We start from the raw sequence: 18,917 nt of genomic DNA on the forward strand, positions 1-18,917 counted from the left end.
GTGCAGTTCGACAGGACGTGTCGACGCGATCCGGCCGGTCTCAGGCGTAATTGCCCCAGCAGACGTGGTCCCTGGACCGACACCTCCTGTCGAGCTGTACGCCGAACCCCGCCCGGGGCTCGCTGCCTGTCGTGGCTTCTGCGCTGCCGTGGCGAGCGCGGTGTCGGGGATCGGTTCGTGGATCACGGTTCGCCACCGACGCTGAACCGCGCCCGCATCCACGACTCGACGACCACCTGCCGCTGAGTTGACCCCGACAAGACACAACCCACGCCAGCCCCGCGGCGCCGCACGCATCGCCCACACATCAGGCACGAGAGCCGGATATCCGGTCGTATGAGAACGGAGAACCCACACGGGGAGGGGATATCCGTTCGTTTGGGAGTGGTGGAGGAGCGGGCTCTGGCGGGTGGTGGTGGGCAGCGGGTTCCGGCGGGGTGGTGGAGAGCGGGCTTTGGCGGGGTGGACTGTGGCGCGCGCCGTAGTACTGGTCGGCGTACTGAATGTTCGTGATTCGAGACGGGCTCGCCACGGTGTGGACATTGTGTGGCAGACTGCGAAATGTCATGAAGAACTACCGGGTCATCATTATCTAGGCGCGCTCAGCCAGCAGTACCTGAGCGCGCAGACCTCTCGCACCTTGCGGGAGGTTTTTTGTTTGCCCGCCAGCCCCCACCGGAAGGCCGATCATGAGCATCTCGGACGAGTTCCACGTCTACGACACCACTCTGCGCGACGGTGCGCAGCAGGAGGGGCTGGCGCTGTCCGTGGCCGACAAGATCGCCATTGCGCGGCACCTGGACGACCTGGGCGTGGGATTCATCGAGGGCGGCTGGCCGGGCGCGGTGCCCAAGGACACCGAGTTCTTCGAGCAGGCCAGGACCGAGTTGCACCTGCGGAACGCGACGTTCGCGGCCTTCGGCGCGACCCGCAAGCCCGAGACGGCGGTGGCCGACGACCAGCAGGTGGCGGCCCTGCGCGACTCCGGCGCCGGCGTCGTCACACTCGTTGCCAAGAGCCACGATGCGCACGTCGAGCGGGCGCTGCGCACGACGCTGGACGAGAACCTCCGGATGGTCGCGGACACGGTCCGCCATCTGCGCGAGAACGGGCAGCGGGTCTTCCTCGACACCGAGCACTTCTTCGACGGCTACCGCGCGAACCGGGCCTACGCGCTGGAGGTCGTACGAGTAGCCGTCGAGGCCGGTGCCGACGTGGTGGCGCTGTGCGACACGAACGGCGGCACGCTGCCGCGGGAGTTGCAGGACATCGTCCGTGACGTCCTCGACTCCACCGGCGCGCGCCTCGGCATCCACTGTCACAACGACGCCGGCTGCGCGGTGGCGAACACGATCGCCGCCGTCGAGGCCGGCGTCACGCACGTCCAAGGCACCATCAACGGGTACGGCGAACGCACCGGCAACGCCGATCTGCTCGCGATCGTCGCCAACCTCGAGCTGAAGCGGGGCCTGGACCTCCTCCCGGCCGGCAAGCTGGCCGAGTCGTTCCGGATCGCCCACGCGATCGCCGAGGTGACGAACGTGCCGCCGTCGACCCGGCAGCCGTACGTCGGTGTGTCCGCCTTCGCCCACAAGGCGGGGCTGCACGCCAGTGCCATCAAGGTGGATCCCGATCTCTACCAGCACACGGATCCGGCCCGGGTGGGCAACGACATGCGGATGCTCGTGTCCGAGATGGCCGGGCGGGCGAGCGTCGAGCTGAAGGGCCGCGAGCTCGGGTTCGACCTCGGCAACGACCGCGAACTGGTCAGCCGCGTGACGGAGCGAGTGAAGGAGATGGAGGCCCGCGGGTACACGTTCGAGGCGGCGGACGCGTCGTTCGAACTGCTGCTGACCGAGGAGGTCACCGGGAAACGGGCGTCCTTCTTCGACGTCGAGTCCTGGCGGGTGATCACCGAGTCGCGCGCCGACGGCGAGGCGGTGTCGGAGTCGACCGTGAAGCTCGTCGCGGGCGGCGAGCGGGAGATCGTCACGGGGGAGGGGAACGGCCCGGTCAACGCCCTCGACCATGCGCTTCGTACTGCGATCGAACGCGCGTACCCGGTGGTGAACAAGTTCGAGCTGGTCGACTACAAGGTCCGCATCCTCGATCAGGGGCATGGGACGGACGCGGTCATCAGAGTCCTGATCGAGACCGCGGACGGCGAGGGCTCATGGGTGACGGTCGGGGTCGGCCACAACATCGTCGAGGCGTCCTGGGAGGCGCTCGTCGACGGTGTCACGTTCGGTCTGCTGCGCCACAAGGAGGTCGTGCGATGACCCTGCTCGCCGTCGAACGAACGGTCACCGTCTTCACCGCGCGCGTCGTCGAGACCGAAGGCATGCTGGCCCGGATCGCCGTCATGCTGAACCCGTACGACGTACGTGAACTCGCGCTGTCCCTCGACGAAGGCACGCTGAACATCACCGTCGAGGGCGACGGCTTCGACGCCGGCCGCGTCGCCGCCCGCCTGAACAAGGTGATCGGCGTCCTCGAGGTCACGTACTCCTGATTCGCCAGTCCCAACTGTTCAGTTTGGACTGATCAGTTATGCTGGCTTTGTGAGCCAGCGGATCTCCCCTTCGGCGGTGCAGGCGGCCAGTGACGTGCGCGTCATGTTCGGCCGGGTGAAGCGCAGGCTGAAGGAGCTGGCGGAGCAGGACGACCTGACGCCGTCGCAGAGCTCGGTGCTGAGCCGGCTCGACAAGGACGGGCCTGCGTCGGCCAGTGAGTTGGCGGCCGTGGAGCGGGTGCGCCCGCAGTCGATGGCTGCGATCCTGGCCGGATTGCGGGAGTCGGACCTGATCGAGCGTCACCCGGACCCTGAGGACGGTCGCCGGCAGGTCGTGTCGCTCACCACCGCCGGACGGCATCGGCTCCAGGGTGATCGCAAGGTCCGCCAGGAGTGGCTGGCCCGTGCCCTGCAGGACGGCTGCACCGAGACCGAGCGGCAGACCATCATCAAGGCACTCGCTCTGCTCGACCACGCCCTCGACACCACCGCGGCACCCCGGGCGGCGACCTCCCGGTGACCCCCGAGCCGGATCCGGCCGCCAGTCGCCCCCAGCGGTTCGATCGGCGGTTGATCGCGCCGATGGTGGTGGGGTCGATCCTCAACCCGATCAACTCGTCGATGCTCGCGGTGGCGCTGATCCCGATCGGGGCCGCCTTCGGAGTACCGCCCTCCGACACGGCCTGGCTGATCACCGGGCTGTACCTCGCGACGGCCGTCGGGCAGCCGGTCATCGGCCGGCTGGTCGACCTCTACGGCCCGCGTCCGCTCTATCTGATCGGTACGGCGGTCGTCGGCATCGCCGGTCTGCTCGGTGCGCTGGCGCCGACGCTCGGCGTACTGATCCTCTCCCGCGTCCTCCTCGGTTTCGGTACGTCGGCGGCGTACCCGGCCTCGATGTCGCTGATCCGGAGCGAAGCTGACCGTACCGGCATGGACACCCCGGCGGCCATCCTCAGCTCGCTGTCGATCGCCAACCAGGTGATCTCGGTGATCGGCCCGACGCTCGGCGGGCTGCTGATCGGGCTCGGTGGCTGGCACATGATCTTCACCATCAACGTGCCGTTGTCGATCCTCTGCCTGGTCCTCGGATCCCTCTGGCTGCCGCGGAGTCCGCGGTCCCGTGTCACGGTCAGGCTCGACTACGCGGGCATCGCGCTGTTCGCCGGCACGCTGGTGTCGTTGATGGTGTTCCTGATGGCGCCGAAGGCATCGAACTGGTATCTGCTGATGCTCGGTGCTCTGCTCGGCGTGGTGTTCGTCGTCGTGCAACTTCGCTCGGTGGAGCCGTTCATCGACCTGCGGGTCCTCGGCGGCAATCGTCCGCTGATCGCGACGTACCTGCGCCAGGTGCTCGCGTTCACGATCAGCTATTCGTTCCTCTACGGCTTCACCCAGTGGCTCGAGGAAGGTCGCGGGCTGGGTGCCTCGTCGGCCGGGCTGCTGTTGCTGCCGCTGTCCCTGTCGGCCGTGGCGATCACGGTGATCACCGGCCGGCGCGCCCAGGTCCGCGGCAAACTCGTTGCCGGGAGCATCCTCTTGGCCGTGGCCTGCGTCGTACCGCAGTTCGTCGGGGGAGAGACCGCGATCTGGCTGCTGGCCTTGGTCGGCGTCATCGCGGGGATCCCGCAGGGCCTGAACGGTCTGGCCAATCAGAACGCGCTCTACCACCAGGCGGATCGGGCCCGGATGGGTTCCTCTGCCGGTCTGCTGCGCACCTTCATGTACCTCGGTGCGCTGATCGCCGCCGCGGCCAATGCCCACTTCTTCCAGCACGGCGCGACCACCACAGGTCTGCACGAGCTGGCGTTGTTCCTGCTCGTCGTCGCCGGTCTGCTCGTGCTGGTGACCCTCCTCGACCGGTCCCTCGCCCGGATCGGCCGCCCACAACCCAACTGAGAGGTCCGTTGTGCCTGTCACCACTCTTGATCCGAACACAGCCCTCGTCGTCATCGACCTTCAGAACGGCATCACCGCCATCCCCGGTGCGCCGTACCCGACCGCCGACGTCATCACCCGGACCGCGGAGCTCGCCGACGCCTTCCGCAAGCGCGGCCTCCCGGTGTTCCTGGTCCGGGCCAGCTTCCGCGCGGACGGTGCGGACCGGATGCCAGGCCGGACCGAGCAACCGACCCGCGCGACCGGTACGCCGCCCGCCGACGCCGACCAGATCGTCCCGCAGCTTGCCGGTCACCCCGAGGACACCGTGGTGACCAAGCGGAACTGGGGTGCCTTCCACGGCACCGACCTCGACGTCCACCTCCGCCGCCGTGGCGTCACCCAGATCGTCCTCGCCGGTGTAGCCACAAGCTTCGGCGTCGAGTCGACCGCCCGCGCCGCCCACGAGCACGGCTACAACGTCACCCTCGCCACCGACGCCATGACGGACCTCAGCCCCGACTCCCACACCCACGCCACCACCTACATCTTCCCCCGCCTCGGCGAGACCGGCACCACCGCCGACATCCTGGCCAAGCTCCCTGCGTAGACCGCGGGCAGGACACGCGAGCCGGGCAGCCGCTGCGCTGCCCGGCTCGCGTCGCACTCAGTCCCAGCTCAGTCCGCTCGACGACTGGTACTCGATGACGCGGGTTTCGAAGAAGTTCTTTTCCTTCTTCAGGTCCATGACTTCTGACATCCAGCCGAACGGGTTGCGGGTCTCGCCGAAGATGGAGGCGAGGCCGATCTGCTCGGCGCGGCGGTCGGTGATGAAGTGCATGTACTGCTCGCAGAGCTCCGCGGTCAGGCCGAGCATGCCGTTCGGCATCGTCGCGCGGCCGTAGGCGACCTCCAGCTCACACGCTTCGGTGAGCATCTGCCGCACCTCGGCCTGGAAACGAGCCGTCCACAGGTGCGGGTTCTCCTGCTTGATCTGGTTGATGCAGTCGATGCCGAAGTTCAGGTGGATCGACTCGTCGCGCAGGATGTACTGGTACTGCTCGGCGATGCCGACCATCTTGTTCCGCCGGCCCAGCGACAGGATCTGCGCGAACCCCGTATAGAACCACATCCCCTCGAACACCACGTAGAACGCGATCAGATCGCGCAGGAACGCGGTGTCGCTCTCCGGCGTCCCGGTCCGGAAGTCCGGGTCCTCCAGGTGCTGGGTGTACTTCAGCGCCCAGGCGTCCTTGTCCGAGATCGACGGCACCTCGCGGTACATGTTGAACAGCTCGCCCTCGTCCAGGCCGAGCGACGTACAGATGTACTGGAAGGTGTGCGTGTGCACGGCCTCCTCGAACGCCTGGCGGAGCAGGTACTGCCGGCATTCGGGGTTGGTCAGCTGCCGGTAGACGGCCAGGACGATGTTGTTGGCGACCAGAGACTCCGCCGTGGCGAAGAAGCCGAGGTTGCGCTTCAGCATCATCCGCTCGTCCTCGGTCAGGCCGTCGCGCGACTTCCACAACGAGATGTCGGCCTGCATGGACACCTCGGTCGGCATCCAGTGGTTATTGCAGGCGGCAAGGTACTTCTCCCAGGCCCACCGGTACTTCAGCGGCAGCAGCTGGTTCACGTCCGCCCGTGCGTTGATCATCGCCTTGTCGGCGACCTCGACCCGGGACGCCCCGACGGCGATCTCTCCCAATCCGGTCGTCACTGGCAGGCCTCGCAGTCCGGGTCGTCGATGGCGCAAACGGCGCCGGTGGGCTCGGGAAGCGCAACTTGTACGGCGTTCAGCCGGCCGTCCGTCCCTTGGAGCGTGGACTTCTCCACATGGGTTGCTGACTGGGAACGCAGGTAATAGGTCGTCTTGAGTCCATACCGCCAAGTCGACCTGTAGAGCTCGTCCAGCGCCCGGCCGGACGGCGCGGCCATGTAGAGGTTCAGCGACTGCGCCTGGTCGATCCACTTCTGCCGCCGCGACGCCGCCTTGACCAGCCACATCGGGTCGATCTCGAAGGCCGTCGCGTACAGCTCGCGCAGGTCGGCCGGGATCCGCTCGATCCCCGCCAGGATGCCGTCGTGGTACTTGAGGTCGGACACCATCACCTGGTCCCACAGCCCGCGCGCCTTCAGGTCGGCCACGAGGTACGGGTTCGCCACGGTGAACTCACCCGACATGTTCGACTTCACGAACAGGTTGCTGTACGTCGGCTCGATCGACTGGCTCACCCCGCAGATGTTGGAGATCGTCGCGGTCGGCGCGATCGCCATCACGTTGGAGTTGCGCATGCCGTCGCGCAGGACCTTCTGCCGGAGCGCGTCCCAGTCGAGCTGCTTGCTCTGGTCAACGGTCAGGTCGCCGTCCCGTGCCGTCTTGAGCAGCTCGAGCGAGTCGATCGGCAGGATGCCCTGGCTCCACAGCGATCCGTCGTACGACGAGTAGCGGCCGCGCTCGGCGGCGAGATCACTGGAGGCCTCGATCGCGTGGTAGCTGATCTGCTCCATCGAGCTGTCGGCGAAGGCCACGGCGGCGTCGGAGGAGTAGGGGATCCGCAGCGCGAACAGTGCGTCGGCGAAGCCCATCAGACCGAGGCCGACCGGGCGGTGCCGCTGGTTGGCCCGCTCCGACTCCGTGGTGGTGTAGAAGTTCACGTCGATGACGTTGTCGAGCATCCGGACCGCGGTCTTCACCGTCTCGCGGAGCAGGTCGGCGTCCAGCCCGTCCTCGGTCAGGTGCGCGACCAGGTTGACCGAGCCGAGGTTGCAGACCGCGGTCTCGTCGACGGTCGTGTTCAGGGTGATCTCGGTGCACAGATTGGACGAGTGGACGACACCGTCGTGCTGCTGCGGCGAACGCAGGTTGCAGGCGTCCTTGAAGGTGATCCACGGATGCCCGGTCTCGAACAGCACGGTCAGCATGCGCCGCCACAGGTCGACCGCCTTGACCCGCTTGAAGACCTTGATCTCGCCTCGGTCGGCCGCCGCCTCGTACTGCGCGTACGCCGCGGCGAACTCGGGCCCGTACAGATCGTGCAGGTCGGGCACCTCGTTGGGAGAGAACAGCGTCCAGTCGCCGCCGGCCTCGACCCGCTGCAGGAACAGGTCCGGCACCCAGTTCGCCGTGTTCATGTCGTGCGTACGCCGGCGCTCGTCGCCGGTGTTCTTCCGCAGGTCGAGGAACTCCTCGATGTCGACGTGCCAGGTCTCGAGATACGCGCAGACCGCACCCTTTCTCTTTCCACCCTGATTCACAGCTACCGCGGTGTCGTTCGCGATCTTCAGGAACGGTACGACGCCCTGCGACTCACCGTTGGTCCCGCGGATCTTGGCACCGATACCGCGCACCGGGGTCCAGTCGTTGCCGAGGCCACCGGAGTACTTGGCCAGCATCGCGTTGTTGCGGATGCCGTGGAAGATGCCGGCCAGATCGTCCTCGACCGTGGTCAGGAAGCAGGACGACAGCTGCGGCCGGGTGGTGCCGGAGTTGAACAGCGTCGGTGTGGACGACATGAACCGGAACGAGCTGAGCAACTCGTAGAACTGCAGCGCCCGTGCCTCGCGGTCGTCCTCGCGCAGCGCCATCCCCATCGCGACCCGCAGGAAGAATGCCTGCGGCAGCTCGAACCGCACCTTGTCGATGTGCAGCAGGTAGCGGTCGTAGAGGGTCTGCAGGGCAAGGAAGGTGAAGTCCAGGTCGCGCTCGGGCCGGATCGCGGCGGCGAGCCGGTCCAGGTCGAAGGTGGCCAACTCCGGGTCGAGTTGCCCCGCCTCGATGCCGAGCCGGATGTAGCGCGGGAAGTAGTCCGCGTACGCGTCGGTCATGTCGGCCTGGCTGGCCTGCCGCGGCTCGCCGTGGACGCGGCCGAGCGCCTCGCGACGGATCTGGTCGAGCAGCAGCCGGGACGCGGCGAAGCTGTACTGCGGCTCGGTCTCGACGTACGACCGGGCCGCCATCACCAGCGCGAGCTCGACCTCGTGTTGTGCGATGCCGTCGTAGCAGGAGCCAAGGGTCTCGTCGAGGATCAGCTCGGGGTCGACCGCGTCCAGACCCGTGGCCGCCTCCGCGACGATCACGCGCAGCCGGTCGACATCGAGCGGCGCGGTGCTGCCGTCGGCCGCGCGGACGGTGAGCGTGGGCTTGTCGGTGATGCCGGAAGGGTCGGCCGGGGTGCGGGCCTTGGTGCGCTCCTCGCGGTAGAGGACGTACGCACGGGCGACCTGGTGCTCGCCGGCGCGCATCAGCGCCAGCTCGACCTGGTCCTGGATGTCCTCGACCTGCACACTGCGGCGGGCGTCACCGCGGCTCGTCAGGGCCTCGACGACCCGGCCGGTCAGGTCGGTCACCAGGTCACGGACCCGGTGGGTGGTGCCCGCCTCGGCACCCTCGACGGCGAGGAACGCCTTGGTCATGGCGACCGAGATCTTGGTCTGGTCGAAACCGGTGTGGCCACCGTCGCGGCGTACGACGGTCAGCTGGATCGACTGGTCGGCTGTCGCCGCCCGGGATGAGGAAGCAATCGTCACAGGTGTTGTCTCCAAGAGGGTTCGGAGGACCGGAGCCACGCGGAGGGGCGCACGACGGGGCCGGCAGCACCGGCCGGGAACACTGCCGCCACGCCCTGCGACCCACCCGCGAGGTCTCGGACCACGTGCACCGGGCGGTGCACGCGCCGGTGGCAGGTATCCGGACTCGCGGAAGGCTTCCGCTCACCGTTGCGGGGCAGCTCCGGACTCGCACCGGATTCCCCTGTTGCCTCGGCGTGGCCCCACATCTTGTGGTGCCGACCACTCCGAACCACCAGCAGTAGTGATGCTAAGCGGCTGCCCCTAGATCTTGTGGTAGCGCCACGCCGCGTGTCGCACATGTTGTGGTCCTCACGCCGCGACTGCGTAGAGGTCCTGCAGCGTCATGATCTCCGAGCCATGGTGGATCAGCTCACGATTCAGCCGCAGTACGACGTGACCGAACGGCTCGCCCGCATCCAGCTCGGTCGCCTGACTGAGGCCGATCGTCATGACCTGCTCCTCGTCGAGAGCGGCGATCGCGTCCTGCCAGGCCTCGACCCAGTGCGTCAGCCACGCCACCGCATCGCGCGCGTTGCCGTGCAGGGTGATGTCGGCACGTCCCTGTTGGCTGGCGCCGAAGGTCCACTCCCAGCGCTCGAAGAACGTCTCGGTCAGATGCGCGATCAGCCAGGCGATCGTGCGTGGTCCGCGATGGTCCGGCTCGTCGGGCCACTGCGCGACCCACTCGCCGGACCCGAGTGATCGGAACCGCCCGGTGTAGTGCCGGCGTACGACGGTCAGCGCCTCGCTGCTCGGTCGCCAGAAGTACTGGTCGTCGGTCAACTGCGCGAGCCGGCCGGACAGCACCATCCAGCTGAAGCCGAGCTGGCCCCGGACCATGGCCATCGCCGATGGCCGGTGCAGGATGTCCCAGTCGAACGGCTCTGGCATCATCTCTCCCTGTACGATCGAACATATGTTCGAATTCTTGCTCGCTCGGGAGAAGAAAGTCAATGTGCGTGGCGTGTTGGTGCTGGCCTCGATGGGACCGGTCTGCTAGGTGGCTCGATCCGGGTGTCCGCCGCCGGGCTGGCGAAGCGGCGTTCGAGCAGGGTGAACGCGTCGATCAGTTCGGGCGCCTCGTAGACGCGGTTGCGTCGGCCGTCGGTGATCTCACGCAGGATGCCGGCCTCGACGAGCCTCGCCAGACCCTGGTTGGTCGCCTGCTGGGAGCGGTCGACAAGTTGCGCGGCCGCCGCGAGCGTGAGCACCGGCGCGGCGGGCAGTGCGTCGATCAGCAGGTCGGCTGCCGAGCCGCCGCGGACAGGCGCGGCTCGCTCGCGCCATGTCGACTTCAGTTCGGCCGCCGTCTGCTCGAAGCGAGCGGCCTCCGCCGTCGCGTGGCTGCAGGCCATTGCGAACATCCGCAGCCATGGATTCGCCGCCGACCGAGCCTTCGCAGTGGTGGCGCGACCGACGTGCCGGAACGCCGTCAGTGCTTCGACGTACTGCATCGCGTGCGTGGCGAGCGACAGCGACACCGGCGGCACAGTCCGCGTGATCAGTCCATCGGCCCGCAGGATCAGGTGAATCAGCGCCCGGCCGGTCCGGCCGTTGCCATCGGCAAAGGGGTGGATGGTCTCGAACTGCGCGTGCGCGATCGCGGTCTTCGCCAGCACCGGCAGCCGGGACTCCCGGACGAAGGTCATCAGATCCGCCAGCAGGTCGGGCACGAGGTGCGCCGGCGGCGGGACGTAGTACGCCTCGGCGGGGGAGCGGCCGCCGATCCAGTTCTGCAGGAAGCGGACCTCACCGCCGAACTCGGGTGTCGGGGACTGGGCCATCAAGCGCCGGTGCGCCTCGAGCAGGTGGTCGACCTCGAGTTTGTCGCCGGCCTGGACGGATTCGGTCGCCCAGGTCATCGCGTCGACCGCGCCGAGCACCTCCTCGGCGGTGACGTCGTGCTGCCGGTCCCGCAGTACGTCGGCCTTGAGCAGGCGGCGTGCGCCGACCACCAGCCCTTCGATCTGCGACGACCCGACAGCCTCCGCCCTCAGCAGCAGACGGGCCAGGGCTTCGCTGTTCGTCAGGACGGCGGCCGTCGCGTCCAGGCGGGCCAGATCGCCGGCGGCGTCCTCCAATGCCGCGAGGACGTCGTCGCTCAGGTCGAACTCGCGCCCGACCAACGGGTCCGGGAAGTACAGCTCGTACGACCCGCCCAACCGCTCGGCCCGGGTGAACCCGTCCGGATGCCCAGGCCACAGATGCAACTCCACCCGTGCCATACCTCTTATTCAAGCTTATTTCACAACCTTGAACAAGGGGATGCTGCGATCAAGCAGGCGGTGTTCACCCGCTCGCCACCAGAACGCGTCACAATCAGTCCTCCGCCCGGCGTCGCAGGGCGACTACCGAAGGAGCCCGGCGATGACGGAGACCGAGCCGCAGGACGAGCATTCCGGTCTGCTGCACTCTCTCGGCAAACACCTGCCGCACCACCAGCACCATCCGAAGACCGACGACGTCATCGAGTCGGAGGAGGCGGTCGGCTTCGACCTTGACACCGACTCGGCGCTGCCGCACCCGCATCACCCGGACGGCAATACGTTCGACCGCGCCAAGGATCTGTCCTACGGTCGACTGCCAGACGACCCCGACGCCTGAGGACGCTTATGCGACTGGACGCGCAGACACTGCAGATGGTGGCCGCCAACGAGGCGGACTGGGATGCGCGGGCGCCGCTGCACGCGGCGAGCCGTTTCTACAGTCAGCCGGCGGAGTTCTGGTTCGCCGACTACGAGTGGGAGGACCTCGGTCCGCTCGAGGGTCGCGACGTACTGCATCTGCAGTGTCATCTGGGGACAGAGACGATTGCTTTCGCTCGGCGCGGGGCGAGGACGACCGGGTTGGACCTGTCGGCCAAGTCGCTCGAGGATGCGCGGCAACTCGCTGCCGACGCCGGGGTCGAGGTCGACTACGTCCACGCGAATGTGTACGACGCTGTGGAGGCGGTGCAAGGTCGCAGGTTCGATGTCGTCTACACGGGCAAGGGCGCGCTGTGCTACCTGCCCGATCTCGAGCACTGGGCGCGCGTGGTCCGTGACCTCCTCAAGCCTGGCGGCGCCTTGTACGTCGTGGAGTTCCACCCACTGCTGAACGCGATGCGGCCGGTGTCGCTGCCGGGCGACTCCGACGACCTGATCATCCGCGCCGACTACCTCGAAGGCCGCGGACCGATCGCCCACGACTCGACCGTGACCTACACCGGCGACGCGGTGCCCGGCCGTCAAACCAGCTACGAATGGATGCACGGCTTGGGTGAGGTCGTCACCACCCTCGCGTCCACCGGCTTCCACGTCACGAGCCTGCGTGAATCAGAGGTCCTGCAGTGGCCCCGCTGGCCGAGCATGAAACAGACCGCCGAGGGCTGGTGGCGCCTCCCCGACGACGCCCCACGCATCCCCCTCCTCTTCGCCGTGAAGGCAGTCACTCCACGCTGAAACCGGTGCGCCAACTGGGGTGAAGCGGCGTCCAACCGAGCGAGCGGGCCAGGGCGTTGTCGGCGCCGCGCTCCCACGGTCTTCGACCCGGCGCCAGAGCCGGAGCCGGGGCTCCCACGGACGCTGCGAAGACGGGGAGCCATTCGAGCGTCGGTGCCGGCTCGTCGTCGACCACGTTGACGGCGCCGCTCGGCCAGTTCAGGGCGTCGACGGCAGCCCGTGCCGCGTCGTCGACATGGAGGAGCGAGAAGACACCATCGCCCTCGGTGAGGCCGCCGAAGAACGGGGCACCGGGGTGATCGGCCGGCCGCTCGCTCCGCAGTACGTCGTCCGCCAACCCACCGCGGCGCAGCCACGTGCCCGGGCCGTAGAGCAGTCCGAACCGCAGGACGACGTACTCCGGGAGCTCGGCTGCGCCGTCCTCCAGCGAGCGGATCGCGGACACCGTCGTACCGCGCGGGTCCGGTGCCGACTCGTCCAGCGGGGTTGTCTCGACGGCCGGTCCGGCGCCGGCTTCGTAGGCCCAGGCGATCGACTGCGCGACCATCTTGGGTACGGCGGCCTGGCGGGCGGCGTCGACGAGGTTGCGGGTGCCGATGCGCCGGATCCGGCCGTTGCCACCCGGGGCGCCGCTGCTGAGGTCGGTCAGTTGGTGCATGATCACGTCGGGCGCAGCAGCCGCGACCGCAGCCTTCACCGCATCCGCGTCGTACACATCGAGTTGTACGCCGTGAGCCCCGGCCGCCCGCAGTTGTTCGAGGCCCGCATCGGACCGGGTCGTCCCGATCACCTGATGCCCGCCCTCGATCAGGCGCGGGACCAACCGTCGTCCGATCGCTCCGGTCGCGCCTGCAATCATCACCTTCACGACTGCCACGGTAGGGCCTGAAATGCCCAGCGGGTTGGGCCAATCATCGTTGGAGACCGTGGGCCAGTCGCTCGTTCTAGGATCGGAAGATGACGAACGACGGCCGCGCGCAGCGCGAGAGTGACTTGATTGCCTACTACACCAACGAGGTTGATGCTCGGGTCGGGCGTGAGCTGCCTGATGCCAGGGTTGATCGGCGCACGGCGTACCTCGAGCGGCTGGGCAGTGAGGGGCGGCGGTCCGTGCTCGAGATCGGCTGTGGTCCGGGGCGTGACGGGCAGGCGATTGCGGATGCCGGGTTCGACTATGTGGGCGTGGATCTCGCGCCCGCCAGCGTCGAGACCTGCCGCTCACTTGGTCTGGAAGCGCAGGTTGCCTCGGTGCTGGAGTTGCCGTTCGAGGACGGGACCTTCGATGCCGGCTGGACGATGAGCACGCTCCTGCACGTCGCCGACGAAGATGTCGACCAAGCGCTGAGCGAGATCGTGCGAGTGCTGCGTCCTGGCGCACCGCTGGCGATCGGGCTGTGGGGTAGTGCCACCGGCGGCGAGCAGATCTGGCAGGACGAGAGCGGCTTCGGTCCGGGGCGCTTCTTCAGCATCCGCACGGACGACGGCCTGCGGGAGACCTTGCAGCGCCACGGCACCGTCGACGAATGGGAGACCTGGGACGACGGCCAGTCGATGCACTACCAGTGGGCGGTGGTCACCGTTTTTGCGGACCGCGGAACGCAACGTAGATGAGCGAGACGCCGGCGGCCGCGACGATCGGACCGACGATCGCCCAGAAGGAGCTGCCGGTCATCGAGCTGCCCTTGAGGTAGCCGAGTCCCTGGAGCGTCCAGACCGCGCCGATGGCAAGCAGCAGTGCACCCAGCGCGATGGCGACGATCTTCCCCATGCCGCCGAGCCTAACCGAGCAACTCGTCGCAGAGGTCGACGAGTCGCTGGCGGAGTGGCCGGGCGCGTTCGGCGAAGGTGCGTTGGGCGGCGGCGTACTCGGCTTTGCCTGCTGTGGTTTCGATCGGCACAGGGGAGTAGCCGAGAGCCGAGAGGTCGTACGGCGAGGCGCGCATGTCGAGCGTGCGGATGTCGCGGGCGAGCTCGAAGCAGTCCAGCACCAAGGAACTCGGAGTGAACGGCATCAGCTTCGAAGCCCACTTGTAGAGGTCCATGTTGGCGTGCAGGCAGCCACCCTGCTCCAGCTGCGGTTGGGACTCCCGGGTCGGTTGGAGCACGTTGCGCGGCCGCGCGGAATCCGTGAAGAACCGGAAGGCGTCGAAGTGCGAGCACGCGATCTTGTGCGACTCGACCACCTGGTCCGTCCGCTCGGATCCGAGCCGCAACGGCCACGACTCATGCCGTACGTCGGACGTCCGGTAGACCATCGCCCACTCGTGCAGCCCGAAACAGCCGAACTGCGGTTGGCGATCCAGCGTCGCACCGAGCAGCCGACGGATCCATCGAATGCTGTCCGCCCGCCGCCCCACCTCCGCCGGATCCACACTCGCCGCGCCGTCGACGTACCTGTAGCCGCGGCGTCCGTCGTACTGCGTGGCTCCGAGCAACCGGACGCCCGGTCCTGGATGCCAGACGCGGAGCTGGTTCGGGCGAGTGGGGTAGTAGGTGAAGAGGAAGTCCTCGACCGGATGCGCCTCCCTGCGGCGTCGCCGCTCCAGATGCCCGGAGACCAGGGCGTCGACGCGGTTCCGATGGGCTGTCTCGTACGACGTCCATTCGGCGGGGCTGAGGGTGATGGTCACAGGTCCAAGGCGAAGGCCCACAGATCGACGCCGGCGATCGGGGACCAGTCACGGTCGGGAATGCGGACGAAGCCGAGGCGCTGGTAGATGCGGTGCGCGGTCGTCATGTACGTCGCACTGCACATTACGATCCGGCCGAGGCCGAGCTCTCGGGTGCGCTCGATGCAGCGCTCGGTCAGCGCGGTCCCAACGCCCAGTCCGCGCGCCCGGCCGACCACTCCGAGCATCCGGAACTCGCCTTCGTCGTCCAGCCCGATCTCTCGGTACACAGAACCTGCCGGACAGTAGGTGACGGAGCCGAGCAGTCCGCTCTCGTCCGCCGCGACCCACAGCTCCGCCTTGGCCGCCCGATCAGCCGCCGCCCGCAGCGTCCTCGCGTAGTCGCCCCGGACATAACCGTCGTGCGAGTACGCCGCCACGGTCAGCTCGCCGACAGCGTCGTACTCGGAAGGAAGGGCCGGCCGGATCTCGATCGTCACCACATAACTCTCTCATTCCGTCCCGACGGTAGGCTCGGGCCGTGCGTATCGCCAGATTCTCCGTGGACGACGAGCCGAGGTACGGCGTCGTCGAGACCGACGACCCCGAGGGGCTCACCGGCACCGTGTCCGTGCTCGACTCGGACCCGCTCTACCGGCCGGTCCAGTTCACCGGGGAGAAGCTGCAACTGGCCGACGTCCGGCTGCTCGCTCCGGTGATCCCGCGCAGCAAGGTGGTCTGCGTCGGCCGCAACTACGCGGCGCACGCCGAGGAGCTCGGCAACGACGTACCGGCCGAGCCGTTGATCTTCCTGAAGCCGAACACCTCGGTGATCGGGCCGCGGGACGGCATCGTCTACCCCGAGCAGACCAACAACCTGCACTTCGAGGGCGAACTGGCGATCGTGATCGGCCGGATCTGCCGCGACCTGCCCAAGGAGCGGGTGAACGAGGTGATCTTCGGGTACACGATCGCCAACGACGTCACCGCGCGCGACCTGCAGAAGAGCGACGGGCAGTGGGCCCGGGCCAAGGGCTACGACACGTTCTGCCCGCTCGGCCCGTGGATCAGCACCGAGCTCGACGCGTCCGACCTGCGGGTCAGCACGCAGGTGAACGGCGAGCCGAAGCAGGACGGGCGGACGTCGCAGTTCATCTTCGGCATCCCGGAGGTGCTGGCCTACATCACCTCCTTCACCACGCTGCTGCCCGGCGACGTGGTGCTGACCGGAACCCCCGCGGGTGTCGGCCCGATGCTGCCCGGCGACGAGGTCGCGATCAGCGTCGAAGGAATCGGAACTCTGACGAACAAGGTGATCGTGCGTGACTGACCGGCCTGCCCCCACCGACGACGACGTCCTGGGCGGCCTAGAACCGAACCAGGTGCGGCTGCGCTTCGCACCGTCCCCGACCGGCTACCTGCACGTCGGCAACATCCGGACGGCGCTGTTCGCCTGGGCCTTCGCCCGCCACTACGGCGGCAAGCTGGTCCTGCGGATCGAGGACACCGATATTGCCCGGAACACCCCGGACGGGTTGAGCTTCACCCTGGAGTCGCTGCGCTGGCTGGGCATCGACTGGGACGAGGGCCCGGAGAAGGGCGGCGACTTCGGTCCGTACCAGCAGACCGAGCGGATGGACATCTACTCCGATGTCGTCGCCAAGCTGCTGGCGGCCGGCCGGGCGTACCACTGCTACTGCTCGCAGGAGGAGCTCGAGCAGCGTCGTGAAGCCGCGCGCACCGCCGGCCAGCACAGCGGGTACGACGGCCACTGCCGCACGCTCACCGAGGAGCAGGTCAAGGCGTACGTCGACGAGGGCCGCCGACCGGTGGTCCGGCTGCGGATGCCGGACCGGCCGATCGTGTTCGACGACCTGGTCCGCGGCGAGATCACCTTCCTGCCCGAGAACCTGAGCGACTACGTCCTGGTCCGGGCGAACGGCTACCCGCTCTACCCGCTGGTGAACCCGGTCGACGACGCGCTGATGGAGATCACCCACGTGCTCCGCGGCGAGGACCTGCTGCCGTCCACACCGCGGCAGGTCGCGCTCTACGAGGCGCTCGCCGAGATCGGCGTCGGCAGCGGCCGGACGCCGCGGTTCGGGCACCTGCCGTTCGTGATGGGTGAGGGCAACAAGAAGCTGTCCAAGCGCGACCCGGGCTCCGGCCTCGGCGAGTACATGCAGCGCGGTTTCCTGCCCGAGGGCCTGCTGAACTACCTGGCCCTGCTCGGCTGGTCGATCGCCGACGACCGCGACGTGTTCACGACGGCGGAGATGATCGAGGCGTTCGACATCCGCAAGGTGAACTCGAACGCGGCCCGCTTCGACCCGAAGAAGTGCGAGGCGATCAACGCCGCGCACATGCGGATGCTGGCGCCGGAGGAGTTCGGGTCCCGGATGGTCCCGTTCCTGGCCAAGGCGGGCGTGCTGCCGGCCGAGCCGTCGGCGGACCAGCGTGCAGTCCTGCAGGCCGCCGTACCGCTGGTGCAGGAGCGCATGAACACGCTGTCGGAGTCGGTCGACATGCTCGGCTTCCTGTTCGTCGACGATGCGGCGTTCAGCGTCGACCCGGACGCCGCCGCGAAGGTGCTGACCGGTGACGCGGGCGCGGTCCTCGAGGCGGCGGTGAAGGCGCTGGCCGACGTGGACTGGACCACTGAGGCGATCGAGGCGTCGCTGCGGACCTCGCTGATCGAGGGGCTCGGGCTGAAGCCGAAGAACGCGTTCGGCCCGGTCCGGGTGGCGATCTCCGGACGCCGGATCTCGCCGCCGCTGTTCGAGTCGCTCGAGCTGCTCGGCCGGGAGAAGTCCCTGCACCGACTCGAGCAGGCGCGTGCTTCCCTCCTGGCGGGCTAGATGCCGCACGACGTGACGCCGGCGACGGACAGGTCCGATGCGGGGCCTCCGCCGTACCAGCGGCTGCTGGTGAACCCGGAGGCACCGCGCGGGTACGTCGTTCTCGGCGCCTTGGCGATCCTGGTCGGCTGGATGATCACGAGCGTGGTGGTGCTCGGGATCCAGCAGGGCATCCGCAAGGATCCCGAGGGCACGGTCTCGTGGCTCGGGCTGCTGGCGACGAACCTGTCGCTGATCGCGCTGATCCCGCTGAGCATGCTGGTCGCGCGGGCGCTCAACCGGCAGGCGCCGGGGCTGCTGTCCTCGGTCATCGGCCGGCTGCGGTGGCGGCCGCTGGCGTGGTTCGCGGTGGCTGCGGTTGTGACCGAGTTGGTCATGCTCGGAGTGATCCAGCTCGGCGGCGTCGAGCTCATCGGCGGTGAGGGCGGCAGCGGGATCGCGCCGGATGCGGCGGGCGTGATTGCGGTCACGCTGCTCACGTCGACGTTCCAGGCTGCGGGGGAGGAGTACTTCTTCCGCGGCTACCTGCTGCAGGCCGTCGGTGCCCTGGTGCGGAGTTCCGTGATCGCGGTCCTCGTCACGACCGTGCTGTTCACCATGGCGCACGGGGTGTGGCCGTGGGAGAGCCCGGCGCTGTTCCTGGATCGGTTCGCGTTCGGGTTGGTCGCGGGCTTCCTCGTCGTACGGACCGGTGGGCTGGAGGCGTCGATCGCGGCGCACGCGGCGAACAACGTGGTGACCTTCGTGTTCGCGGCGTTGACGAACAGCGTGGGTGCCAGCCTGGGCGCGAAGGACGCGCCCTGGTCGCTGGTGACGGTGGACGTGGTGAAGTTCGTGCTGTTCGGGGCGGTCGCGCTGTGGCTGGCCCGGAGGATGAAGCTGGCGACAGTGTGCGACCTGCCGCTGACGCCGGCTCCGCACCCGGGCACGAGGCTGGTGTGACGGGAGTGACAACCCGCGACCGGCACCCCCGTTTTGGTGTCCGAGCCCTTGCTCGGGTACTCTCTTCGAGCCAGGTTGTGAGGGCGGAGACGGTCTCACAACGGCA

The 18,917-nt window shown here is 68.2% G+C and carries 19 protein-coding genes and 1 riboswitch; of the genes, 11 read left to right on the top strand and 8 right to left on the bottom strand.

Features of this window, described 5'->3' with window-relative positions:
• Positions 1-689: 689 nt before the first annotated feature.
• From cimA to AB0I34_RS30790, 5 genes are read left to right on the top strand one after another with little or no spacing between them, the layout of a single operon-like run.
• On the top strand, positions 690-2,279 hold the full coding sequence (cimA, locus tag AB0I34_RS30770; RefSeq protein ID WP_360451869.1) for a citramalate synthase: 1,590 nt from the start codon (positions 690-692) through the stop codon (positions 2,277-2,279).
• A complete protein-coding gene (locus AB0I34_RS30775; RefSeq protein WP_360451871.1) occupies positions 2,276-2,512 on the top strand; it encodes a hypothetical protein in 237 nt (78 codons plus the stop codon). Before cimA ends, AB0I34_RS30775 begins: the two co-directional genes overlap by 4 nt.
• A 49-nt stretch (positions 2,513-2,561) precedes the next feature.
• Positions 2,562-3,032 (top strand): MarR family transcriptional regulator, encoded by a 471-nt coding sequence (locus AB0I34_RS30780; protein ID WP_360451873.1) that lies wholly within the window; start codon positions 2,562-2,564, stop codon positions 3,030-3,032.
• Complete coding sequence (locus AB0I34_RS30785; RefSeq protein WP_360451875.1) at positions 3,029-4,411, top strand: MFS transporter; 1,383 nt, start codon at positions 3,029-3,031, stop codon at positions 4,409-4,411. The genes AB0I34_RS30780 and AB0I34_RS30785 overlap by 4 nt, the downstream gene beginning before the upstream one ends.
• 10 nt (positions 4,412-4,421) lie before the next feature.
• Entirely contained in the window at positions 4,422-5,000 is a 579-nt protein-coding gene (locus AB0I34_RS30790) for an isochorismatase family protein (RefSeq protein WP_360451877.1), read from the top strand.
• A gap of 57 nt (positions 5,001-5,057) precedes the next feature.
• On the opposite strand, the gene AB0I34_RS30795 is transcribed toward AB0I34_RS30790, so the two are convergent.
• From AB0I34_RS30795 to AB0I34_RS30810, 4 genes are all read right to left on the bottom strand, one after another.
• Positions 5,058-6,146, bottom strand: coding sequence for a ribonucleotide-diphosphate reductase subunit beta (locus AB0I34_RS30795; protein ID WP_360451879.1), 1,089 nt, complete (start codon positions 6,144-6,146; stop codon positions 5,058-5,060).
• Positions 6,107-8,920 (bottom strand): ribonucleoside-diphosphate reductase subunit alpha, encoded by a 2,814-nt coding sequence (locus AB0I34_RS30800; protein WP_360451881.1) that lies wholly within the window; start codon positions 8,918-8,920, stop codon positions 6,107-6,109. Before AB0I34_RS30800 ends, AB0I34_RS30795 begins: the two co-directional genes overlap by 40 nt.
• A 133-nt stretch (positions 8,921-9,053) precedes the next feature.
• Positions 9,054-9,211, bottom strand: a riboswitch (cobalamin riboswitch).
• A 60-nt stretch (positions 9,212-9,271) separates the two neighbouring features.
• Entirely contained in the window at positions 9,272-9,853 is a 582-nt protein-coding gene (locus AB0I34_RS30805; protein WP_360451883.1) for a DinB family protein, read from the bottom strand.
• 59 nt (positions 9,854-9,912) lie between these two features.
• Positions 9,913-11,187: a Fic family protein gene (locus tag AB0I34_RS30810; protein WP_360451885.1), complete on the bottom strand. Its 1,275-nt coding sequence runs from the start codon at positions 11,185-11,187 to the stop codon at positions 9,913-9,915.
• 142 nt (positions 11,188-11,329) lie between these two features.
• Between AB0I34_RS30810 and AB0I34_RS30815 the strand changes: the two genes are divergently transcribed.
• Complete coding sequence (locus AB0I34_RS30815; protein WP_360451887.1) at positions 11,330-11,566, top strand: hypothetical protein; 237 nt, start codon at positions 11,330-11,332, stop codon at positions 11,564-11,566.
• 8 nt (positions 11,567-11,574) lie between these two features.
• Positions 11,575-12,402, top strand: coding sequence for a class I SAM-dependent methyltransferase (locus tag AB0I34_RS30820; RefSeq protein WP_360451889.1), 828 nt, complete (start codon positions 11,575-11,577; stop codon positions 12,400-12,402).
• Here the strand turns inward: AB0I34_RS30820 and AB0I34_RS30825 are convergent.
• Complete coding sequence (locus tag AB0I34_RS30825; protein ID WP_360452070.1) at positions 12,389-13,261, bottom strand: NAD(P)-dependent oxidoreductase; 873 nt, start codon at positions 13,259-13,261, stop codon at positions 12,389-12,391. The two genes, AB0I34_RS30820 and AB0I34_RS30825, sit on opposite strands and share 14 nt — an antisense overlap.
• A 98-nt stretch (positions 13,262-13,359) precedes the next feature.
• Here AB0I34_RS30825 and AB0I34_RS30830 point away from each other — a divergent pair, with 98 nt between their 5' ends.
• Complete coding sequence (locus tag AB0I34_RS30830; protein ID WP_360451891.1) at positions 13,360-14,013, top strand: class I SAM-dependent methyltransferase; 654 nt, start codon at positions 13,360-13,362, stop codon at positions 14,011-14,013.
• On the opposite strand, the gene AB0I34_RS30835 is transcribed toward AB0I34_RS30830, so the two are convergent.
• Genes AB0I34_RS30835 through AB0I34_RS30845 form a run of 3 tightly spaced genes read right to left on the bottom strand, consistent with a single transcriptional unit; the run spans position 13,976 to position 15,511 of the window.
• Positions 13,976-14,170, bottom strand: a complete 195-nt coding sequence (locus tag AB0I34_RS30835; RefSeq protein WP_131355352.1) for a hypothetical protein — start codon at positions 14,168-14,170, stop codon at positions 13,976-13,978. The two genes, AB0I34_RS30830 and AB0I34_RS30835, sit on opposite strands and share 38 nt — an antisense overlap.
• Positions 14,171-14,180: 10 nt before the next feature.
• Positions 14,181-15,032: a 3-methyladenine DNA glycosylase gene (locus AB0I34_RS30840; RefSeq protein WP_360451893.1), complete on the bottom strand. Its 852-nt coding sequence runs from the start codon at positions 15,030-15,032 to the stop codon at positions 14,181-14,183.
• A complete protein-coding gene (locus tag AB0I34_RS30845) occupies positions 15,029-15,511 on the bottom strand; it encodes a GNAT family N-acetyltransferase (RefSeq protein WP_360451895.1) in 483 nt (160 codons plus the stop codon). Before AB0I34_RS30845 ends, AB0I34_RS30840 begins: the two co-directional genes overlap by 4 nt.
• A gap of 41 nt (positions 15,512-15,552) precedes the next feature.
• Between AB0I34_RS30845 and AB0I34_RS30850 the strand changes: the two genes are divergently transcribed.
• From AB0I34_RS30850 to AB0I34_RS30860, 3 genes are read left to right on the top strand one after another with little or no spacing between them, the layout of a single operon-like run.
• On the top strand, positions 15,553-16,341 hold the full coding sequence (locus AB0I34_RS30850) for a fumarylacetoacetate hydrolase family protein (protein ID WP_360451897.1): 789 nt from the start codon (positions 15,553-15,555) through the stop codon (positions 16,339-16,341).
• On the top strand, positions 16,334-17,869 hold the full coding sequence (gltX, locus tag AB0I34_RS30855; RefSeq protein ID WP_360451899.1) for a glutamate--tRNA ligase: 1,536 nt from the start codon (positions 16,334-16,336) through the stop codon (positions 17,867-17,869). Before AB0I34_RS30850 ends, gltX begins: the two co-directional genes overlap by 8 nt.
• Positions 17,870-18,811, top strand: coding sequence for a CPBP family intramembrane glutamic endopeptidase (locus AB0I34_RS30860; RefSeq protein WP_360451901.1), 942 nt, complete (start codon positions 17,870-17,872; stop codon positions 18,809-18,811).
• The last annotated feature ends 106 nt before the right edge of the window (positions 18,812-18,917 follow it).

The sequence above is a fragment of the Kribbella sp. NPDC050281 genome (genome assembly GCF_040655855.1).
In the GTDB taxonomy this organism is placed as follows: Bacteria; Actinomycetota; Actinomycetes; order Propionibacteriales; family Kribbellaceae; genus Kribbella.